The sequence below is a fragment of the Tullyiplasma multilocale ATCC 49900 genome (assembly GCF_000483165.1).
In the GTDB taxonomy this organism is placed as follows: Bacteria; Bacillota_I; Bacilli_A; order Mycoplasmatales; family Mycoplasmataceae; genus Tullyiplasma; species Tullyiplasma multilocale.
On sequence record NZ_KI519557.1, the window covers coordinates 17,637 to 36,271 of the forward strand.

The window sequence follows — 18,635 nt, forward strand, 5'->3', positions numbered from 1 at the left end:
TAGAAGATAGTCCCGAGTCCGGATACAAAAATACAAGATTAAACTATGCTATGAATTATGTCACTTTTTTAAGTAACTAATTTTTAACATAGTTCAATCCACAAAAGGAGAGAAATATGAGAATAACAAAATTCAAAAAAACTCCATCTAAACAAAAGAAAAGTAACTTTAGTAATGAAGCAATGTATAAAGAAGTTTCAACACTAAAACAAGAACAAGTATTACATGAATTAGATATCAAACAATTTGGTCTTACAAATGATGAGTATGAAGAAAGACTGAAAAAATTTGGTAAAAATGAATTAAAGAAAAATAAATTCAACTGATTAAGAGAAATTGGGAGTGCCTATTTTGGTCCATTCAACTTAATCTTAATTGCAATTTGTGCGTATTACTTTGTAAGTTACTTTACAAGTTCTTTTGGTGCGGGAGATGCTGATTCTTTCGATTTAGTAGGAGCTATTATCGTATTAGCAATGGTAGTTATTAGTGGTACTGTTTCATTTGCTCAATCACTTAGAAGTTTTATGGTTTCTAAAAAAATTGGATCAATTGTTAAAAGTACTACAAACATCATTCGTCATAAAAATGATGATGATTTAATAGATTACCTAAGAATTAATAAAAATAACCAATTAGGTTTAATGAAATTGGGAGAAGAAATTGATGTTTCTTTATTAGTGCCTGGTGATTTAATATATCTATCATCTGGGGATATGGTTCCAGCAGATGTTAGAATTATTCAATCAAATGATTTATTTATTAACCAATCATCATTAACTGGTGAATCTTTACCAGTTGAAAAACATGCTAGAAACATGAGAAAAACAGACAATATTTTAGATTTAGAAAATATTTGTTATACAGGAACTTCTGTAGTTTCTGGAAGTGCATTAGCTGTTGTTATCACAACAGCAAATAGTACTTACTTCTCAACAATTAGTAAAGCAATCATGGAAAAACGTCCAGAGGGGAGTTTTTCAACAGGGGTTAAAAAAGTTACTCGTGTATTATTATTATTTATGTTAGTAATGGTACCGATTGTTTACTTAATTAATGCTGGAGTTGGAGCTGCTCATGGAACAGATTTTACTAACTGAAGAGAAAGTCCTTGATTCCAAGCGATTTTCTTTGCAATTGCAGTAGCTGTTGGTTTAACACCAGAAATGTTGCCAATGATTGTTACAACAAACTTAGCAAATGGAGCTGCTAGAATGTCAAAACAAAAAGTTGTTGTTAAACAACTTGATGCAATTCAATCACTTGGAGCAATTGATGTTTTATGTACTGATAAAACAGGAACATTAACAAACGACAAAATTGAGCTAATTGATTTTACAACTGTAGATAAAAAAGCTGATGAACGTCTATTGAAATTCTTATACATGAATAGTTACTTCCAAACAGGATTAAAAAATCCAATGGATAAAGCGATTATTGATTATGTACAAACTAAAAACATTAACTATCAAACTCACGATGAATTCAAAAAGATTGATGAAATTCCTTTTGACTTTAACCGTCGTAAATTAACTATTGTTTTCGATTCAGAAGATGATGGAAGAATGATGGTTACTAAAGGGTCTGTAGAAGAGATTTTAAAAGCATGTACAAAGGTTTACCACCAAGGTAAAGTTGTGAACATGTCAGAATCAATTAAACGTCAGATAATTGCTCATTTTGAGTCAGTTAACGAACAAGGTAAAAGAGTATTGGGTGTTGCTTACAAGAAAATTGAAAACAATCAAACTAGATTTAAAGTTAAAGATGAAGATGAATTAACTTTCTTTGGGTTCGCTTCATTCTTAGATACTCCAAAACCTTCAACAACAAAGATGATTAAACTACTTAAAAAATATGGAGTGGATTTAAAAATCTTAACAGGGGATAATGAACAAGTTACTCGTGATGTATGTAAAATGGTTAACTTAGATATTAAAGGTTTAGTATCAGGTGAACAAATTGAAAACGCAAGCGAACATGAACTTAAAAAAATGGTTGAACAAAACAATATCTTTGTTAAGTTGAACCCATTACAAAAAGTTAAAATTATTCAAGTATTAAAACAAAACGATCATGTTGTTGGATACATGGGAGATGGAATTAATGATGCTCCAGTATTAAGACAATCTGATGTCGCAATATCAGTTAATAACGCAACTGATATTGCAAAAGATGCTTCAGATATTATTCTTTTAGAAAAATCATTATTAGTTTTAGAAAAAGGAATCATTCAAGGACGTACAATCTTTGGAAATATTCTAAAATATATTAAAATTACAACATCATCAAACTTCGGTAATACATTGTCAATGATTGCAGCAAGTGCATTCTTACCATTCTTACCAATGTTGCCGGTTCAAATTTTATTCCAAAACTTAATTTATGATTTCTCACAATTTGCAATCGCAATTGATACAGTTGATGAGAGTTTCTTAGCTAAACCACAGCGTTGGAATGCTAAAGATCTGGTCCCATTCACATTATTTAACGGTCCAGTTTCATCAATATTTGATATCTTAACATTCGTAATCGCTGGTTATGCATTTGGTCTAATTGGGGATTACAATGCAGCAATGGATGCTGGTAACAAAGTCCTAGCTGATGGATTCATGGCTCAATTCCATGCGTCATGATTCATCATTGGATTAGCTTCACAAGCATTGGTTGTGCACGTACTGAGAACTGAAAAAATACCATTCATTCAATCAAGATCACCATGACCTGTTTATGTGATTTCAGTAGCTATTTTAGCAATTGCATTCATAATTCCATATTCAGGAATATTGGCAATGAAACAACCGGCATGAACATTCATACCAGTTGCCTTAGCAATCTTAGTTGGATATCTATTTGTGGCTCAAGGAGTCAAAGTGTTATACAAAAAAGTTTTCCACAGATGACTTTAATAAAAAAGGGAGTAAGGTTTATACCTTACTCTTTTTTGATTTATAATTATAAAAATAGGGGGTTCATATGAGACTTAATAGCAACATTAAAAATTCGACACCTTTCTACTACTTTTTTGATGCTGTAGACCACATTGCAAAAAAAGGTTGATTGGAAGGAAATAGTGGGAGCATTACAGCTCTTTTAGATAAAGAAGATATTTATCCATACTTTGAAGATTACTTCAACCCAACTGAATATAAGTTAGATATTGCTGTACCGAATTTAAGTGAACAATATATCCTAGTAACTGGGAAAAACATCCCTTTACGTAACATCAATAAGTTTAAATTTAAATGCCACAGAATGATGGGTGTTATTAAAATGAACTTCAAAGGTGACGGTTACAAAATTTTATGAGGTTTCCAAGATGGAGCAACTCCAACTAACTATTTAAACATGCACTTATTATCTCACAACAATATCATTGAAAGGGATAAAAAACACAGAATTTTAGTTCACTGCCATCCAACTTATTTAACAATGAAAACTATGACAGATCACACTGAAGATGAATTTAAATTTTCATATGAACTATGAGATGCAATGCCTCATATTTCTAATTGAATCCCACAAGGTATTAGAATGGTTGAAAATACAGCAACTGTTGAAGACCGTACTATCATTTCTGAAAAATTTAAAGAAACAGATGTTGTTGTTTGAAGAAAACACGGAATAATGGTAGCTACAAAATCTTTTGATGATTCTATAAGTTACATTGAAATTATGGATAAAGCCGGAAACATGGCTATGAAAGTTCAAAAAGAACCTTGATCTAATAAACCTGAATTTTTTGAAATGCAAGAAGAAGTTGTAGGAATCAAATATAACGAAGAAGTTTTAAATGCTGGTAGAAAACCTAAACACGACTAGGAGAAAATATGAAAGAAATTATTATTAATAACCTAGAAGATACAAAAAACTTTGCTCGAGAATTAGCACAAGAACTTTCAAGTATTGATGAGGCTTTTTATCTATTACTAAATGGTGATTTGGGTGCTGGTAAGACAACATTCACAAAACAATTACTTTTAGAACTTGGAGTTACAGACCGTGTTTCTTCTCCCACTTTTGTGATAATGAACCAATATCAAACAGATGAAAAAAATATTAATCATGTTGATGCTTATAGATTAAGTAATGATTCGGAAATTGATATGTATTTAGATGAATTTGAAGATTCACTAAATATTGTTGAGTGATATGAAAATATGGATCTACCATTAGATGATTATGAGTGAATAAAAATTGACATCAAAATAATTGACGAGGACAAAAGGAAATTTGTCATAGAAAGAAAGTAATATGAATTTATTTATTGACACAACAAATTGGAATCTTATTTACCTTCTTGAACAAGATGGCAAAATTATCGATTCTTTCATTAGACCTGATACTAAAAAAATATCTGAAATAGCAATTGATGACTTAAGAGAATTTTTAAACAAAAATAGTTTAACAATAAAAGAAATTTTAAATATTTACGTAACAACTGGTCCTGGAAGCTATACTGGGGTTAGAATAGGTTTAGGGATTGCTAAAACACTTAAAACTTTAAATAGCAATTATGATGTTTTTATAATGAATTCTTTAAAGTTCCAAGCTGGAATGGGGAAAACTATTTCTATGTTCGATGCTCGTGGTAATAAGAATTACATCGGAATTTATAAAGATGGAATTTCACAAGTTGAAGAGTATGTTATTCCACTTGACGAAATTGAAGATTTAAAAAATGAATATTCTAACTACAAAATTGTTAAGGATTATGAAGAAATCGATTTTGAAGATAATTTCTTAATCACAAAGGATATGTTTGAAAAAATAGAGGATGTTAATGATTTACTTCCTTTATATGTAAAAAGTTTTATATAGGAGGCACAATGGATTTTAAAAGAGAAAAGAAAAATTGAATATTAATCTCAATGATTTCTTTTTTCGTTGTAGCTTTTGCAGCATTTATTGCTGCAACTTTTTATGATTTTGAAATTCAAGAATGATTCACACAGGGCATGGATTATCCAATTGTTAGATGATGAGTGGCTTTATGAGATGAGATGGGTAAATCACAAATGATCATAGTTATTGTGATTATCCTTTTTGTGATGTTTGAGTCGTTTGTCTTTTACCATAAAACCAAAAAAACTAAATGAGCACAAGGCAAAAGGTGAGCTGTTTACACAGTTTATGGTATTTGATTAACTATTTGATTAGCGATTAATATTTACTGAATTTTAGCTATGAGATTCATGGATGACGGATGAGGACAAGGATTTGATTCTAAGTTAGTTGATACATATGTCCCTAGAATGACAGCCAGAATATTTTTATTTATTGTTGAATCAATTATTATGATGAGCGTTTTCTACTTTTTGAGATTTAAATTTTCAAAAAGAAAAGATGTTTTAACTGGCGAATATTGAGTAGATAGTTTAAAGGTTTTAATATTTATCGGTTTTGGATATATTATGATCTTCATTTTCAAACAATCATTTGGAAGACCTTATTTTTATAGTGTTGTTTTTGATGATGTTATAAGAGATAAAGCTATGGAACTTGGAGTTGATCCATCATTGATTGACCAAGGTCCGTTTAATCAAGCTGATTACAAGGAATGATATGAAATAAATGGTAACTGATTGGAAAATCTTAAATACTGATTACCATGAAGAATTTTCAATGGGTCAGATATCAATAATGCTCCAGCAGGTTGAACTGATGGTGATTTCCCATCAGGACATACTATTTCAACTTTTGCAATTTTAGCATTGATGTTTTTCTTTGTGGGAAAACATAAAACTACAAACAATCATAAGGGTGTTAAAATTTTTGCTGCCATTTGATTCATTCATTTACTATCAATGAATTTCTCACTAATAGTGTTTAGATTTCATTGATTAACAGATACAACGTTTGCAATGATGTTTTCAATTGTGTTCTTACCAATTGCTTCGGTGTTCACTGAAAGAATGACACGAAAAATCATTGTTAAATTTAATGCTAAAAGAAATATAGAAAATAAGACTTTTATCTTAAAAGAAGGCAAAAGTATTAAAGTTTATGTTGTTCACTATAAAAAAGAGTGAATATTAAAAACTTACGCTAACCAAAAAACTTTCGATCGTAAATTTGATAAATATCAAACAAAGAGAAAGCTTAATATCAACATATAGAAGAGGTGTTATCGATGCTGTATAGTAAAGATAAAAATTTCAAAATTTTAAAAATAATTTGAATAACATTAATTTCGGTTTTAGGGATCGGATTTATAGTGACGACTTTCTTTGATATGGAAATCAGTGATTTCTTGACTCAAGGAATGGAAACAACGGGTGGTAAATATTTCGCACTATTTTTCAGTGTTGGAGGTAATGCTGCATGAATATTCATGGTATTGATTTTCCTATCAATCATGTGTGAAACGTTATTTGCTGTTATGAAAAGTAAAGAAAAAATGTTCTTTGAACGAAACCAGTGAGTTAAGTGAGTGCCATATGTAATTATGGTGCTAATGATTGCGGGAGGGTTCATTGCAGCATTTCTAGCTCGTTTTAAAGTTGATCCTTTATGAGGCGATGCTAACTGAAAAACACTTGAATCATATTATTCTCGTCGATTAATAATTCTAGTTCACACCGGTATATTTACAACCGTGGGGATAATATCAATGTTTTACTTTAGATTAAACTTTAGTAAGAAAAATGACATTATCCAATCTGAATATTGGATTGCGGCTCTTAAGATGTTATTGGTTGGTTTCCTAGCTTATATTATTGAGTTTATTGGAAAACACAGCTTTGGAAGACCTTATTACTACAGTGTTAAATTTAATGACCTATTTGGTTACCTAGATGAAAATGGGAATATAGTATATGGTCAGTATACACAACAATTAATCGGACTTGGAGTAGATGTTAAACAAGTTATTTTAGAAGGGCCAATGGGTCAAGCTGATATGGATAACTGACATCAATGAAAATATTGATTTATACCAAACAACTTTTTAGAAAACCTTAAACGTTGACCGTTATGAGCTGATCAAAAACCAACTGGAGTTGGGGTTATTAAAGATCAATGATGAAATAGAGATTTCCCATCAGGACATATTATCTCTGCTATGTGATTCTTTGGTGCTGTATTCTTATTTATTGGTCGTGATCACAAACTAAGGGGAAGTTGAAAATTCTGAACAATATTAGCTGGTGCTATCGTTTATATGATTGGAATGATTTTTGGAATGGTGGTTTATCGTTTCCACTGAATGACAGATATGTTATTTAGTGCAACTTTAATCTTATTAATGTTCCCATTGGCAAATGCAATTATTAATCGTTACGTTCGAGCAATTATTGCATGACATGATAAAAGGGCTAAGAATAATAAAAGTAAAGCTAAATATATCTTTGAAAAAAAACAAAGTTAAATTTGTAATCTATCGCCATGGTAATAAAGCAAAGGTTAGATCATTTAGAATTGGTAAAAAAACACCAGAACAATTACGTAGAAGATTGATTAGAAACAATCAGTTTTACAATATTGACGAGGATAAAATTCAATTAGAATATCTGAATGAAACCTTTAAAGATTGAAAACAAAAAGAATGAATAAATGATTTTAAAAAAATGATTAATTAAAAACTCTTTAATATTTGCCTAATTTTTAGGTATAATATTAAAGTTATGGGTTAATACTCAAGTTGGTGAAGAGGTCACCCTGCTAAGGTGATAGGTCGGTTTCCGGCGCAAGAGTTCGAGTCTCTTTTAACCCGCCAGTAAAAAAACAAGAAAGGCTGCTTAAATAAGCGGCCTTTTTATATTTATTGGTGGGAAATAATTATATAATTATATATACTAGAACCAATAAGAAGGAGGTTGTTTATGAATGATGAAAAATTAACGTTTGTTGAGAAGTTTAAAAAGTTTTGTCGAAAACTAGCGTTTTGAAAACCACAGCAAAACTCATTACAAACAGGTTACTTTGACAACATCTTAAATACCTTGTTTTTAACAAATAGGTCTGAAAAGAAAAAAGTCTTAGACATCATTAAAAATAACCAAATAGAAAGCTTATTGTTTTACACAGATGTCAGAAATGTCCCGAGTATCTTGAACTCAGGAATTCAAGTCTTAAATGACATCAAGTTATTAGAAAATGAAGATTACTATGTGTGATCATATTTACAACATGATGAATCAATCGATTTAGAGTTTGATATCTCAAGTCGTGGTTACTTTTGAAAATGAGCAAGTGATATCAACTTTAAAGAAGATAAATTTGCAGTGATTGGGATTAATCCAAAAGTGCTAAGTCGCTTAACTGAAAAGGACTGAATTTTCGATCAATCACTTAACTTAGTGAACATTACAGAAAATATTCAACCAGAAGCGATAAGTTGAATCATGGTTAGAGACCAAACATCTTATAAAAACATTAAAAATATTATAAAATTAAATAATATGGAAACTGATCTTTATTTAGGTGAAAGCGGTTTTGTAAAGAAAGAATTAGGAGAATAAAAGAATGGCTAAACAATTAGACAAAATTACCCCAAGAGAACAAGATTTCTCACAATGATATACAGATACTGTTATCAATGCTAAATTAGTAGAATATGGACCAGTTAAAGGGACTACTATTTTTAGACCATATGGGTTTGCAATTTGAGAATTAATGCAAAAACAATTAGATGCTGAATTTAAAAAAATCGGAGTAGAAAATGTTTACTTCCCATTATTAATTCCAGAATCATTATTCAACAAAGAAAAAGAACACATCGATGGATTTGCTCCAGAAGTGTTAACTGTGACAAGAGTTGGTGATAAGAAATTAGAAGAACCTCTGTTCATTAGACCAACTTCTGAAGTATTGTTAGCAAACTTCTTCCAAAAAGAAGTTACTTCATACCGTGATTTACCATTAGTTTACAACCAATGAGTAAACGTTATGCGTTGAGAAAAAACTACACGTCCATTCTTAAGAACATCAGAATTCTTATGACAAGAGGGACATACAGTTCACAATTCACCTGAAGAAGCTAAAGAATTAACTTTAAAAATCTTAAACATCTATGAAAAATTTGCTCGTGAAGTTTTATTATTACCTGTTGTTATGGGTCAAAAAACTCAAAAAGAAAAATTCGCTGGTGCTCAAGAAACTTATACAATTGAATCTCTAATGCATGATGGACAAGCTCTACAATGTGGGACATCTCATTACTTTGGGAATAACTTCTCAAAAGTATATGATATTAAATTCCAAAATAGAGAAGGTAAATTAGAACATGCATACTCAACATCATGAGGAGTATCAACAAGATTAATTGGAGGAATCATCATGACTCACTCAGATGATTCAGGATTGGTGTTACCATCAGCAATTTCTCCAGTTCAAGTTAGATTGATTCAAATTAAGGAAACTGATGAAGTTGTATCTGCAGCAAATTCAATCAAAGAACAATTAAGTGATTTGAGAGTTGATATCGATAAGACTGATAAATCATTTGGATTTAAAATTTCAGAAGCTGAAATCAAAGGTATTCCAGTTCGTATTGAGGTTGGACCAAGAGATCTTGAAAATGGCCAAGTAACAATTTCAAGAAGAGATACACGTGAAAAAATCCAAGTAGCTTTAGCTGATGTTGAAAGCACTGTAAGAGCAATGTTAGTTGATTATGATAAATCATTATATGAACATGCATTAGCAAACCGTGAAGCTAGAACTTCAACAGCTTCAACAATGGAAGAGTACAAAGCTAAATTAGCTGAAAACCAAGGATTTGTGTTAGTTCCTTTCTGTGGTCGCATTGAATGTGAAGAAGATGTTAAAAAACAAACTTCAACAAATTCGCGTTGTGTTCCATTTGTTGTGGAACAAACAAAAGGTAAATGTTTCAACTGTGGACAAGACACAGAACAACAAGTTTACTTTGCAAGAGCCTATTAATTAGAATAGAGGTGATTTAGATGGCTAAGAAATTTTATGCTGTGAAGCGTGGATATAAGACAGGTGTTTATGACACTTGAGATGCTTGTTTAAAACAAGTTGATGGATTTAAAGGTGCCGTCTATAAATCATTTCCAAATCCCAAGGATGCTTGAGATTTTGTTAGAGGAATAAGTGGAACAAGTTCTTCTAAAACTCCTGTGGCAAAACCATCCCCAAGTCCTAGGCCTGTTGGTTTAGAAGATTTGGTATCAGCTACTGCCTATACAGATGGAAGTTATAACAATAGCGAACAAACATATTCTTATGGAGCTATTGTCATCTGACAAAACAAGGAATATACATTTTCTCAAAGATTTAAAAATCCTGCACTAGCTGCAATGAGAAATGTTGCTGGCGAATTAGAGGGTGCTAAAAAAGCAATGAAATTTGCTTTTGACAATAAGATTCAATATCTAACTCTCTATCATGACTACCAAGGTATTGCTGCATGAGCGCTTGGAACATGAAAAGCTAACCTTGAAGCTACAAAGGCTTATCAAGAGTTCTATAAACAAATTTCTACAAAGGTCAATGTTCATTTTGAATGAGTAAAAGGTCATAGTGGAGATTATTATAATGATGTTGCTGACAGGTTAGCTGCGAGTGCAACATTTGATTTATTCGAAGGAGAAAAATAATATGAGACAATTTCAATTACAAATGATAGACGGACAAGAACTTACAACATTTGAATGAACAGATGTGAAAGAACCGATTGCAGTAATTCAACTAGTTCACGGGTCAGCTGAAAAAACTGAACGTTATATAGAATTTGCTCAAAGGATGAACAAAAAAGGAATAATTGTTGTTTCTGATGAACACCGTGGTCACGGAAGAACTGCAGACCTTGATGAAAATGGGCATGCTATTGCTTTCTTTGCTGAACACGATGGATGAAATACAATCGTTGATGATTTAAAAGTTGTAAATAATTACATTAAAAAAACATGACCTGATTTACCTGTGTTTATGTTGGGACATTCAATGGGTAGCTTTATGGCAAGAACATATGCTATCAAGTATTCAGAATCAATTACTGGTTTAATTTTATCTGGAACAGCAGAACAGCCAAAAGCTTTAATGATGCTTTCAATTTTTATTGCAAGAATGGCACAAATGTTCAAAGGTGCTAAAACACCAAGTAAATTTATCTGAAATTTAAGTTACAAACGTTTGAATAAGAAATATGATTCACCAACAGCAAATGGTAGTGAATGACAATCAAGAGACGAAGATGTACAAGGTTGATTCATTGAAGACCCATTATGTGGGCAAGTTTTCACAACAAGTGCTTTTAAAGACATGTTCAAAGGATTATTATTCAATTCTAAAAAGAAAAACATGAAACTGATGCGTGAAGATTTACCTATTCTTATCGCATCTGGTGATGGGGACCCTGTTGGTAACTATGGTAAAATGCCAGAAAAAGTTCACAACAAATTTACAAGTCTAGGATATGATTCTGAATTAACAATTTATCCAAATTTAAGACACGAAATTTTATTTGAACCAGAAAAACATGAAGTAGAAAAAGATATTCTTAAATTCGTGAAGGAAAATAAAGAAAATCATTTTTAATAGAAATATAAAAGGAGTAAAAAATGGACAAATCAAAAATTAGAAATTTTAGTATTATCGCCCATATTGATCATGGTAAATCAACTTTAGCTGATCGTATTTTAGAGATGACTAACACTGTTCAAAAGCGTGAAATGCAAGAACAACTATTAGACTCAATGGATATTGAAAGAGAACGTGGGATTACAATTAAGTTAAACTCAGTTCAACTTGAATACACAGCAAAAGATGGGGAAAAATATGTTTTCCACCTAATCGATACTCCTGGACACGTAGACTTCACATATGAAGTTTCAAGAAGTTTAGCAGCTTGTGAAGGAGCTATTCTGGTAGTTGATGCAACTCAAGGAATTGAAGCTCAAACTTTAGCAAATGTTTACTTAGCGATTGATAACGATTTAGAAATCATTCCAGTAATTAATAAAATTGATTTACCAAGTGCTGATGTTGATCGCGTAAAAGAAGAAATTGAAAACGTTATTGGACTTGATTGTAGTGAGGCTCCTTTGATTTCAGCCAAGACAGGATTAAATGTTGAAGATGTTTTAGAGGCAATCGTAGCTAAAATCCCAGCACCAAAAGATGCTGTTGATGATGCTCCTTTAAGAGCTTTAATTTTCGATAGTTACTATGACAAGTACCTTGGAGTAGTTATGTCAGTTAGAGTTCGTGAAGGAAGTCTAAAAGTGGGGGATAAAATCCGTTTAATGGCTACTGGTGCTGAATATGACATCACTGAAGTTGGGGTTAAAACACCAAAGATTATTAAAACTGGTCATCTTGAGGCTGGAGAAGTAGGTTGAATTGCTGCTTCGATTAAAACTATTAAAGATATCAACGTTGGGGATACTGTAACTAAAGTAGCAGATCCTGCAACAGTGGCTCTTGATGGTTATAAAAAAATGAAACCGATGGTTTATTGTGGAATTTACCCAATTGATACTAATCGTTACCAAGACTTCAAAGAAGCTCTTGAAAAAATTGAATTGTCAGATTCATCACTAGTTTATGAACCTGAGACTTCTCAAGCTTTAGGGTTTGGTTTCCGTTGTGGATTCTTAGGATTATTACACATGGAAGTTATTCAAGAGCGTTTAGAGAGGGAATATAATCTTGAACTGATTGCTACAGCACCATCAGTTATTTACAAAGTGTTCTTAACAAATGGGGAAGTTATTGAAATTGACAACCCTGCTAAATTACCAGATCCTCAAAAAATTGAGAGAATGGAAGAACCATTTGTAAATGTAAGAATTGCAACTCCGAAAGAATCTGTTGGAGATTTGATGAACTTATGTCAAACTAAAATGGGAATTTATAAAGATTTAGAATATGTTGATGATCAACGTATGATATTAGTTTACGATATGCCACTTGCAGAAATTATTTTTGACTTCTTCAATAAACTGAAATCTATTTCTCGTGGTTATGCTTCATTTGAATATGATCTAATTGGTTACAAAGAATCTAAACTTGTAAAAATGGATATCTTATTAAATGGAGATATGGTTGATGCCTTTTCAATGATTGTAAATTCACAATTTGCATACCACCGTGGATCAGCATTAACTAAAAAACTTAAAGAGTTAATTCCTCGTCAAAACTTTGAGGTACCAATCCAAGCTGCGATTGGTAATAAAATTTTGGCTCGTGAAACAATTAAAGCGTACCGTAAAGACGTTATTTGAAAACTTCATGCTGCAGATATTTCTCGTAAGAAAAAATTATTCGCTAAGCAAAAAGAAGGTAAAAAAAGAATGAAAGAAATTGGTTCTGTTGAAGTTCCACAAGAAGCATTCATCGCTGTTCTGAAATTAGATGATTAAAAAAGGGACAGTTTTTAAATTTTTTATCTAATAATTAAATGAGGGAGGTGTATCTTCTCTCGTTTTTTTGTTTAAAATAAATATAAAGAATAGGGGAAATTTATGAGTAACAAATTTAACTATGACAAACCTTTTTGAGAACTTATTGATGACGAAGTTTTTTTAATAGAGTATTATCCGGATTTTAAATATGATCCAATGTCAAAAGCAGTTGGGGAAGTTTGAAGAGATAAAAAAACTATTGAACCATTCCGTGAATGATTAAGTGAGATGTTTACAACAATTAAACCAATCTTTATTGGTCCAGATGATGTTGAACTTTCTGATGGTATTGGTGAGATGATTATTATCCGTTTAAATGCTTTCACAACAGTTCTAGCAGACTTTAAAGAGTTGTACCTAGAATTATTAAACGAATGTGAAGGAAACATCCCAATGAACGAATTTGGGATGGATAGCTTAGTTCAAAAAACATTCATTGAATTAGCAAAAGAATATATGCGTGATTACAAGTCTAACTTAGAGAAAATAGAACTTGTAGAACCATTTATGCCTTTTGCGAATGAAGTTATTAGAGATGTTAATAAAGCATTGAAACTTGAATCACGTGAAGATATTATTGAGGCTGTGTATATGATGCAAGAAACTCTTGCAGAATACATTGAATCTTTAGATGATCAAGACTTGGATGTTTGTCCTCAAGAAATTGGTATGGCAAACGTTTTCTTAAAATTCATAACTTATATTGAAACAATTACATACTATCTGATGCTAACTTATGAAACATTACTTTTAGCAGAAGAAAGACATGTTGGTATTGATGACTACGATAATAAATTGGTTGTAATTGAACGTGAAGACCGCATTCAAATGGTTGAAGTTATGAACAAAGAACAACTTAAAAACTAAGGAGTAATTATGAAAATTGGGATTTTTACTAGTTCGGTTCCAGTGGGATCTAGAGCGCCTGAAAGAGGTAGAAGAGCTATTAAGTTCTTAGAATCAAAAGGACATGAAGTTATTAAAGGTAATCTTTTTGATAAGGCGGATTTTTATCGAAGTGGAACTATTGCTCAAAGAGCTCAAGAAATTAATGATTTATTAGAACAAGATATCGATGTGCTAATGGCATCAGTTGGTGGTTATGTAACCAACTCAATCTTGCCCTATATAAATTTTGAGAAAATGAATCGTGAAGGATTTATAATTTGTGGTTTTAGTGATATTACCGCAATTTTGAATGCAACACTTTTAGAAGCTCCAAAAGCAAGAGCTTTATATGGGCCTGGTCTTTTTAAAGGATTTGGTAACTTCGAAGAATATTTGAATGAATTTACTTATGATTCATTTATGAAACAAGTAAATAAAGAAAATCAAATCGAAATAGATCAACCAGAGTTTTGAAATGAAGAGTTTATAAATTGAGAAGAATTTGAAAGACCTAGAAAAATGATTCTTAACGAATGAAAATCGATCAATCACAACCAACAAACAATTAGTGGTATCTTAAGAGGTGGTAATCTTTCTACACTTCAAGGTATTTGAGGAAGTAAATATCAACCTCAATGAAATAAGGGTGATATTCTTTTTGTAGAAGACGCTTGTTATAATCCTGAAACTATTGAAAGGTTTTTCAGTATGTTAAAACTTAATGGTATTTATGACAAAGTGGCAGCCATTGTTCTTGGTAAACACGAGCTCTTTGATGACCAAGGCACTGGACGTAAACCAATTGATGTTTTATTAGAAGTGCTTGGACCTAATTGTGAAACTCCGATTATCTATGATGTTGATTTTTGTCACACTCAACCAATGGCAATCATTGAATTAAACCAAAAAACAATAATTGATTTTAAGGAAATGAGAATTTATCAATAAGTGAAAAAAGGGAGGCAATCCCTTTTTTTATTGCCTAAAAATGTGGTATTATTTATAAGTTATATAAAATCAAATAAAAGGAGTTAAATATGTCAAATCAAAAAATTATTAACATTGCTGTTATTGCCCACGTTGATGCTGGGAAATCAACATTAGTTGACGCATTGTTATCACAAGGTGGAGCTTTTAGAGATAATCAAGAAGTTACTGCTCAAATCATGGATTCAAATGATCAAGAAAGAGAACGTGGAATTACAATCTACTCAAAAAACTGTTCTATTGAATATAAAGGAATTAAAATCAACATCGTTGATACTCCTGGCCATGCCGACTTCTCATCAGAAGTTGAACGTATTATGAAAACTGTAGATACAGTTATCTTATTAGTAGATTCAAGTGAAGGACCAATGCCTCAAACTAGATTCGTATTACACAAAGCTTTAGAATTAGGATTAAAACCAATCTTAATGATCAACAAGATTGATAAAAAAGATCAAAGAGCCGAAGAAGTTCTTGATGAAGTATTAGAGTTATTCATGGAATTAGATGCAAATGATGACCAAATGAACTTCCCAACAGTTTACGGAATTGCTAAAAATGGTATTGCACAATTCACAATGGATAACCCAAGTGAAGATTTAACTCCATTATTTGAAACAATCGTTACTCAAGTTGGGTCATACCCAATTGAATTAGCTGCTAATCCAACACAAATGCAAGTTTCTACACTAGCATATGATTCATTCATCGGACGTTTAGGAATTGGACGTATTTTCGAAGGTTCAATTAAAGAAGGTCAAACTGTTTCTGTTTCAAGAAATGATGGATCAATTAAACAAGGTAAAATTACAAAATTAATGGTTTACCGTGGAATGAACAGAGTTGCTGTTCCCGAAGCTTTTGCTGGAGAAATCGTAACAATCGCTGGTATTGAAGATATTTCAATCGGGGATACAATTTGTGAATTAAACAATGTAAGACCAATGCCTGCAATTACAATTGAAGAACCAACAATGTCAATGAACTTCTTAGTTAATACATCTCCATTTGCTGGTAAAACAGGGAAATTTGTTACATCACGTAACATTAGAGAAAGATTAGAAAAAGAATTAGAAGTTAACGTTGGATTAAAAGTTGAACCTTTAGAAAATTCATCAGTTGAAGGATTTAAAGTATTAGGAAGAGGAGAACTTCACTTATCAGTTCTTATTGAATCAATGAGACGTGAAGGTTTCGAATTAGCAATCTCAAAACCAGAAGTAATCTTACATAAAGATGAAAATGGTGTTGTTGTTGAACCAATGGAAAAAGTTACAATTAACGTACCAACAGAATACGCTGGAACTGTAATTAACAAACTTAACCAAAGAAAAGGTATGATGTTAGACATGGATTCAGATGGAAGCCGTGATAAAGTAACATACAACATTCCTTTAAGAGCATTAATTGGATTCAGAAGTGAATTTACAAATGATACTCACGGTGAAGGAATCATGGTTAGATCTGCAAATGGATTTGAACCATACAAAGGTGAAATTGAATCACGTAAAAACGGGGTTATGATTTCTATGGCAAATGGTAAAACATTAGCTTACGCATTAGGGAACTTAGAAGATCGTGGAATTTTATTCGTACCTCCTCAAACAGAAGTATACGAAGGAATGATTATTGGACAACATGCTAAAGAAAATGATTTAGATGTTAACCCAACAACAGGTAAAAAATTAACAAATACACGTTCATCAGGAACTGATGAATCAACAAAATTAACACCATTCCGTAACATGACACTTGAAGAAGCTTTAGAATACATCGAATGAGATGAATTAGTAGAAGTAACTCCAATTGACTTAAGATTACGTAAAAAATGATTAACAATTGTTGAACGTAAACAACACAGAAACGATCAAAAGAAAGCTTTCGATTAATAATCTGTAAATAATTAAAAAACACCTTCGGGTGTTTTTTCTATTTTGTTGGAAAATGTAGCAAAAAGACTAAATAAATAATATAATAATCCTATACATAAGAGAGGGAATAAACATTATGTCAAAAATTATTAAAATTTTAGGACGTGAAATCTTAGATTCACGTGGATTACCAACTGTTGAAGTTGAAATCTGAACAGATTTCGGTGGATACGGAGTTGCTAAAGTACCTTCAGGAGCATCAACAGGTGTAAACGAAGCTTTAGAATTAAGAGATGGAGATAAAAACCGTTTTGGTGGAAAAGGAACTTTAAAAGCAGTTGCTAACGTAAACGAAAAAATCGCTCCAGTATTAGTAGGAATGGAAGTTCAAGATCAATTAAGCTTAGACCAAGCTATGATCGATTTAGATGGAACAGAATTCAAAAAAAACTTAGGGGCTAACGCAATGTTAGGTGTTTCTTTAGCAGCAGCTAGAGCAGCAGCAAACGAATTAAACATGCCTTTATACAAATACATCGGGGGAGTTCAAGGAAACAGATTACCAGTACCTATGTTAAACGTTATTAACGGTGGGGAACACGCTGATTCAGCAATCGATTTCCAAGAATTCATGATTATGCCAGTTGGAGCACCAACATTCTCTGAAGCATTAAGATGATCTTCAGAAACATTCCAAGCTTTAAAATCATTATTACACGCTAAAGGTGATATTACAGCTGTTGGGGATGAAGGTGGATTCGCACCAAACTTCGCATGAGCATACGAAAACCAAACTTTAGAAGCTTTCCAAGCTAAAACTCCTGCAGAAATCGCTTTAGATTTATTAGTAGAAGCTATTGAAAAAGCTGGATACAAAACAGGTAGAGATGGAATCATGATCGCAATGGATTGTGCTTCATCAGAATTATTCTTAGATGACAAAAAATACCACTTCAAAAAAATTGAAAAAGTTACAGGTCAAACATGAGCTATGACTTCAGAAGAAATGGTTGCTTACTTAGAAAAATTAGTAAACAACTACCCAATCGTTTCAATCGAAGATGGATTAGATGAAAAAGACTGAGAAGGATTCCAAGTTCTTACTCAACAAATTGGTGGAAAAGTTCAAATCGTTGGAGATGACTTATTCACAACTAACCCTAAATTCATTAAAGAAGGAATCAGCAAAAAAGCTGCAAACTCAACTTTAATTAAATTAAACCAAATTGGTACTTTATCAGAAACAATCGAAGCAATTACTATGTCACAAAAAGCTGGTTGAACAGCTGTAGTTTCACACCGTTCAGGAGAAACTGAAGATTCAACAATCGCTGATTTAGTAGTAGCATTCAATGCTGGACAAATCAAAACAGGATCAATGTCAAGATCAGACAGAATTGCTAAATACAACAGATTATTACAAATTGAATCTGAATTAGGTAAAAACGCAATTTATGAAGGATTTGCAACTTTCTACAACTTAGAAGCAAACAAATAATTCTATAAAATAATA

16 protein-coding genes and 1 tRNA gene are annotated in these 18,635 nt (G+C 31.7%); all 17 read left to right on the plus strand.

Annotated features, from left to right (window positions below; genetic code table 4):
* Window positions 1-116 precede the first annotated feature (116 nt).
* On the plus strand, window positions 117-2,909 hold the full coding sequence (gene mgtA, locus G319_RS0103015) for a magnesium-translocating P-type ATPase (RefSeq protein ID WP_026389608.1): 2,793 nt from the start codon (window positions 117-119) through the stop codon (window positions 2,907-2,909).
* 67 nt (window positions 2,910-2,976) lie between these two features.
* Window positions 2,977-3,822: a class II aldolase/adducin family protein gene (locus G319_RS09650; RefSeq protein ID WP_026389609.1), complete on the plus strand. Its 846-nt coding sequence runs from the start codon at window positions 2,977-2,979 to the stop codon at window positions 3,820-3,822.
* A gap of 8 nt (window positions 3,823-3,830) precedes the next feature.
* Entirely contained in the window at window positions 3,831-4,253 is a 423-nt protein-coding gene (tsaE, locus tag G319_RS0103025) for a tRNA (adenosine(37)-N6)-threonylcarbamoyltransferase complex ATPase subunit type 1 TsaE (protein WP_026389610.1), read from the plus strand.
* A gap of 1 nt (window position 4,254) precedes the next feature.
* Window positions 4,255-4,821: a tRNA (adenosine(37)-N6)-threonylcarbamoyltransferase complex dimerization subunit type 1 TsaB gene (tsaB, locus tag G319_RS0103030; RefSeq protein ID WP_026389611.1), complete on the plus strand. Its 567-nt coding sequence runs from the start codon at window positions 4,255-4,257 to the stop codon at window positions 4,819-4,821.
* Between the two features lie 8 nt (window positions 4,822-4,829).
* On the plus strand, window positions 4,830-6,119 hold the full coding sequence (locus G319_RS09655) for a phosphatase PAP2 family protein (protein WP_026389612.1): 1,290 nt from the start codon (window positions 4,830-4,832) through the stop codon (window positions 6,117-6,119).
* A gap of 14 nt (window positions 6,120-6,133) precedes the next feature.
* A complete protein-coding gene (locus G319_RS09660) occupies window positions 6,134-7,369 on the plus strand; it encodes a phosphatase PAP2 family protein (RefSeq protein WP_026389613.1) in 1,236 nt (411 codons plus the stop codon).
* Window positions 7,350-7,580 carry a hypothetical protein gene (locus G319_RS0103045; protein ID WP_026389614.1) on the plus strand — a complete coding sequence of 77 codons (231 nt, stop codon included), beginning with the start codon at window positions 7,350-7,352 and terminating at the stop codon, window positions 7,578-7,580. The genes G319_RS09660 and G319_RS0103045 overlap by 20 nt, the downstream gene beginning before the upstream one ends.
* A gap of 47 nt (window positions 7,581-7,627) precedes the next feature.
* A tRNA-Ser gene (locus G319_RS0103050) sits at window positions 7,628-7,717 on the plus strand.
* Between the two features lie 106 nt (window positions 7,718-7,823).
* A complete protein-coding gene (locus G319_RS09665) occupies window positions 7,824-8,462 on the plus strand; it encodes a hypothetical protein (protein ID WP_026389615.1) in 639 nt (212 codons plus the stop codon).
* Window positions 8,463-8,466: 4 nt separating this feature from the next.
* Window positions 8,467-9,888 carry a proline--tRNA ligase gene (proS, locus tag G319_RS0103060; protein ID WP_026389616.1) on the plus strand — a complete coding sequence of 474 codons (1,422 nt, stop codon included), beginning with the start codon at window positions 8,467-8,469 and terminating at the stop codon, window positions 9,886-9,888.
* A 20-nt stretch (window positions 9,889-9,908) separates the two neighbouring features.
* Entirely contained in the window at window positions 9,909-10,568 is a 660-nt protein-coding gene (locus tag G319_RS09670; RefSeq protein ID WP_026389617.1) for a ribonuclease H1 domain-containing protein, read from the plus strand.
* A gap of 1 nt (window position 10,569) precedes the next feature.
* Complete coding sequence (locus tag G319_RS09675; RefSeq protein ID WP_026389618.1) at window positions 10,570-11,508, plus strand: alpha/beta fold hydrolase; 939 nt, start codon at window positions 10,570-10,572, stop codon at window positions 11,506-11,508.
* 23 nt (window positions 11,509-11,531) lie between these two features.
* On the plus strand, window positions 11,532-13,334 hold the full coding sequence (gene lepA, locus G319_RS0103075) for a translation elongation factor 4 (RefSeq protein ID WP_026389619.1): 1,803 nt from the start codon (window positions 11,532-11,534) through the stop codon (window positions 13,332-13,334).
* Between the two features lie 102 nt (window positions 13,335-13,436).
* The gene (locus G319_RS0103080) at window positions 13,437-14,243 is read left to right on the plus strand and encodes a hypothetical protein (protein WP_026389620.1); all 807 of its coding nucleotides are present in this window, start codon (window positions 13,437-13,439) and stop codon (window positions 14,241-14,243) included.
* Between the two features lie 9 nt (window positions 14,244-14,252).
* On the plus strand, window positions 14,253-15,212 hold the full coding sequence (locus G319_RS09680) for a S66 family peptidase (RefSeq protein WP_035358864.1): 960 nt from the start codon (window positions 14,253-14,255) through the stop codon (window positions 15,210-15,212).
* Between the two features lie 89 nt (window positions 15,213-15,301).
* Window positions 15,302-17,140 (plus strand): translational GTPase TypA, encoded by a 1,839-nt coding sequence (gene typA / locus G319_RS0103090; protein WP_026389622.1) that lies wholly within the window; start codon window positions 15,302-15,304, stop codon window positions 17,138-17,140.
* 118 nt (window positions 17,141-17,258) lie between these two features.
* A complete protein-coding gene (gene eno / locus G319_RS0103095; protein WP_026389623.1) occupies window positions 17,259-18,620 on the plus strand; it encodes a phosphopyruvate hydratase in 1,362 nt (453 codons plus the stop codon).
* The last annotated feature ends 15 nt before the right edge of the window (window positions 18,621-18,635 follow it).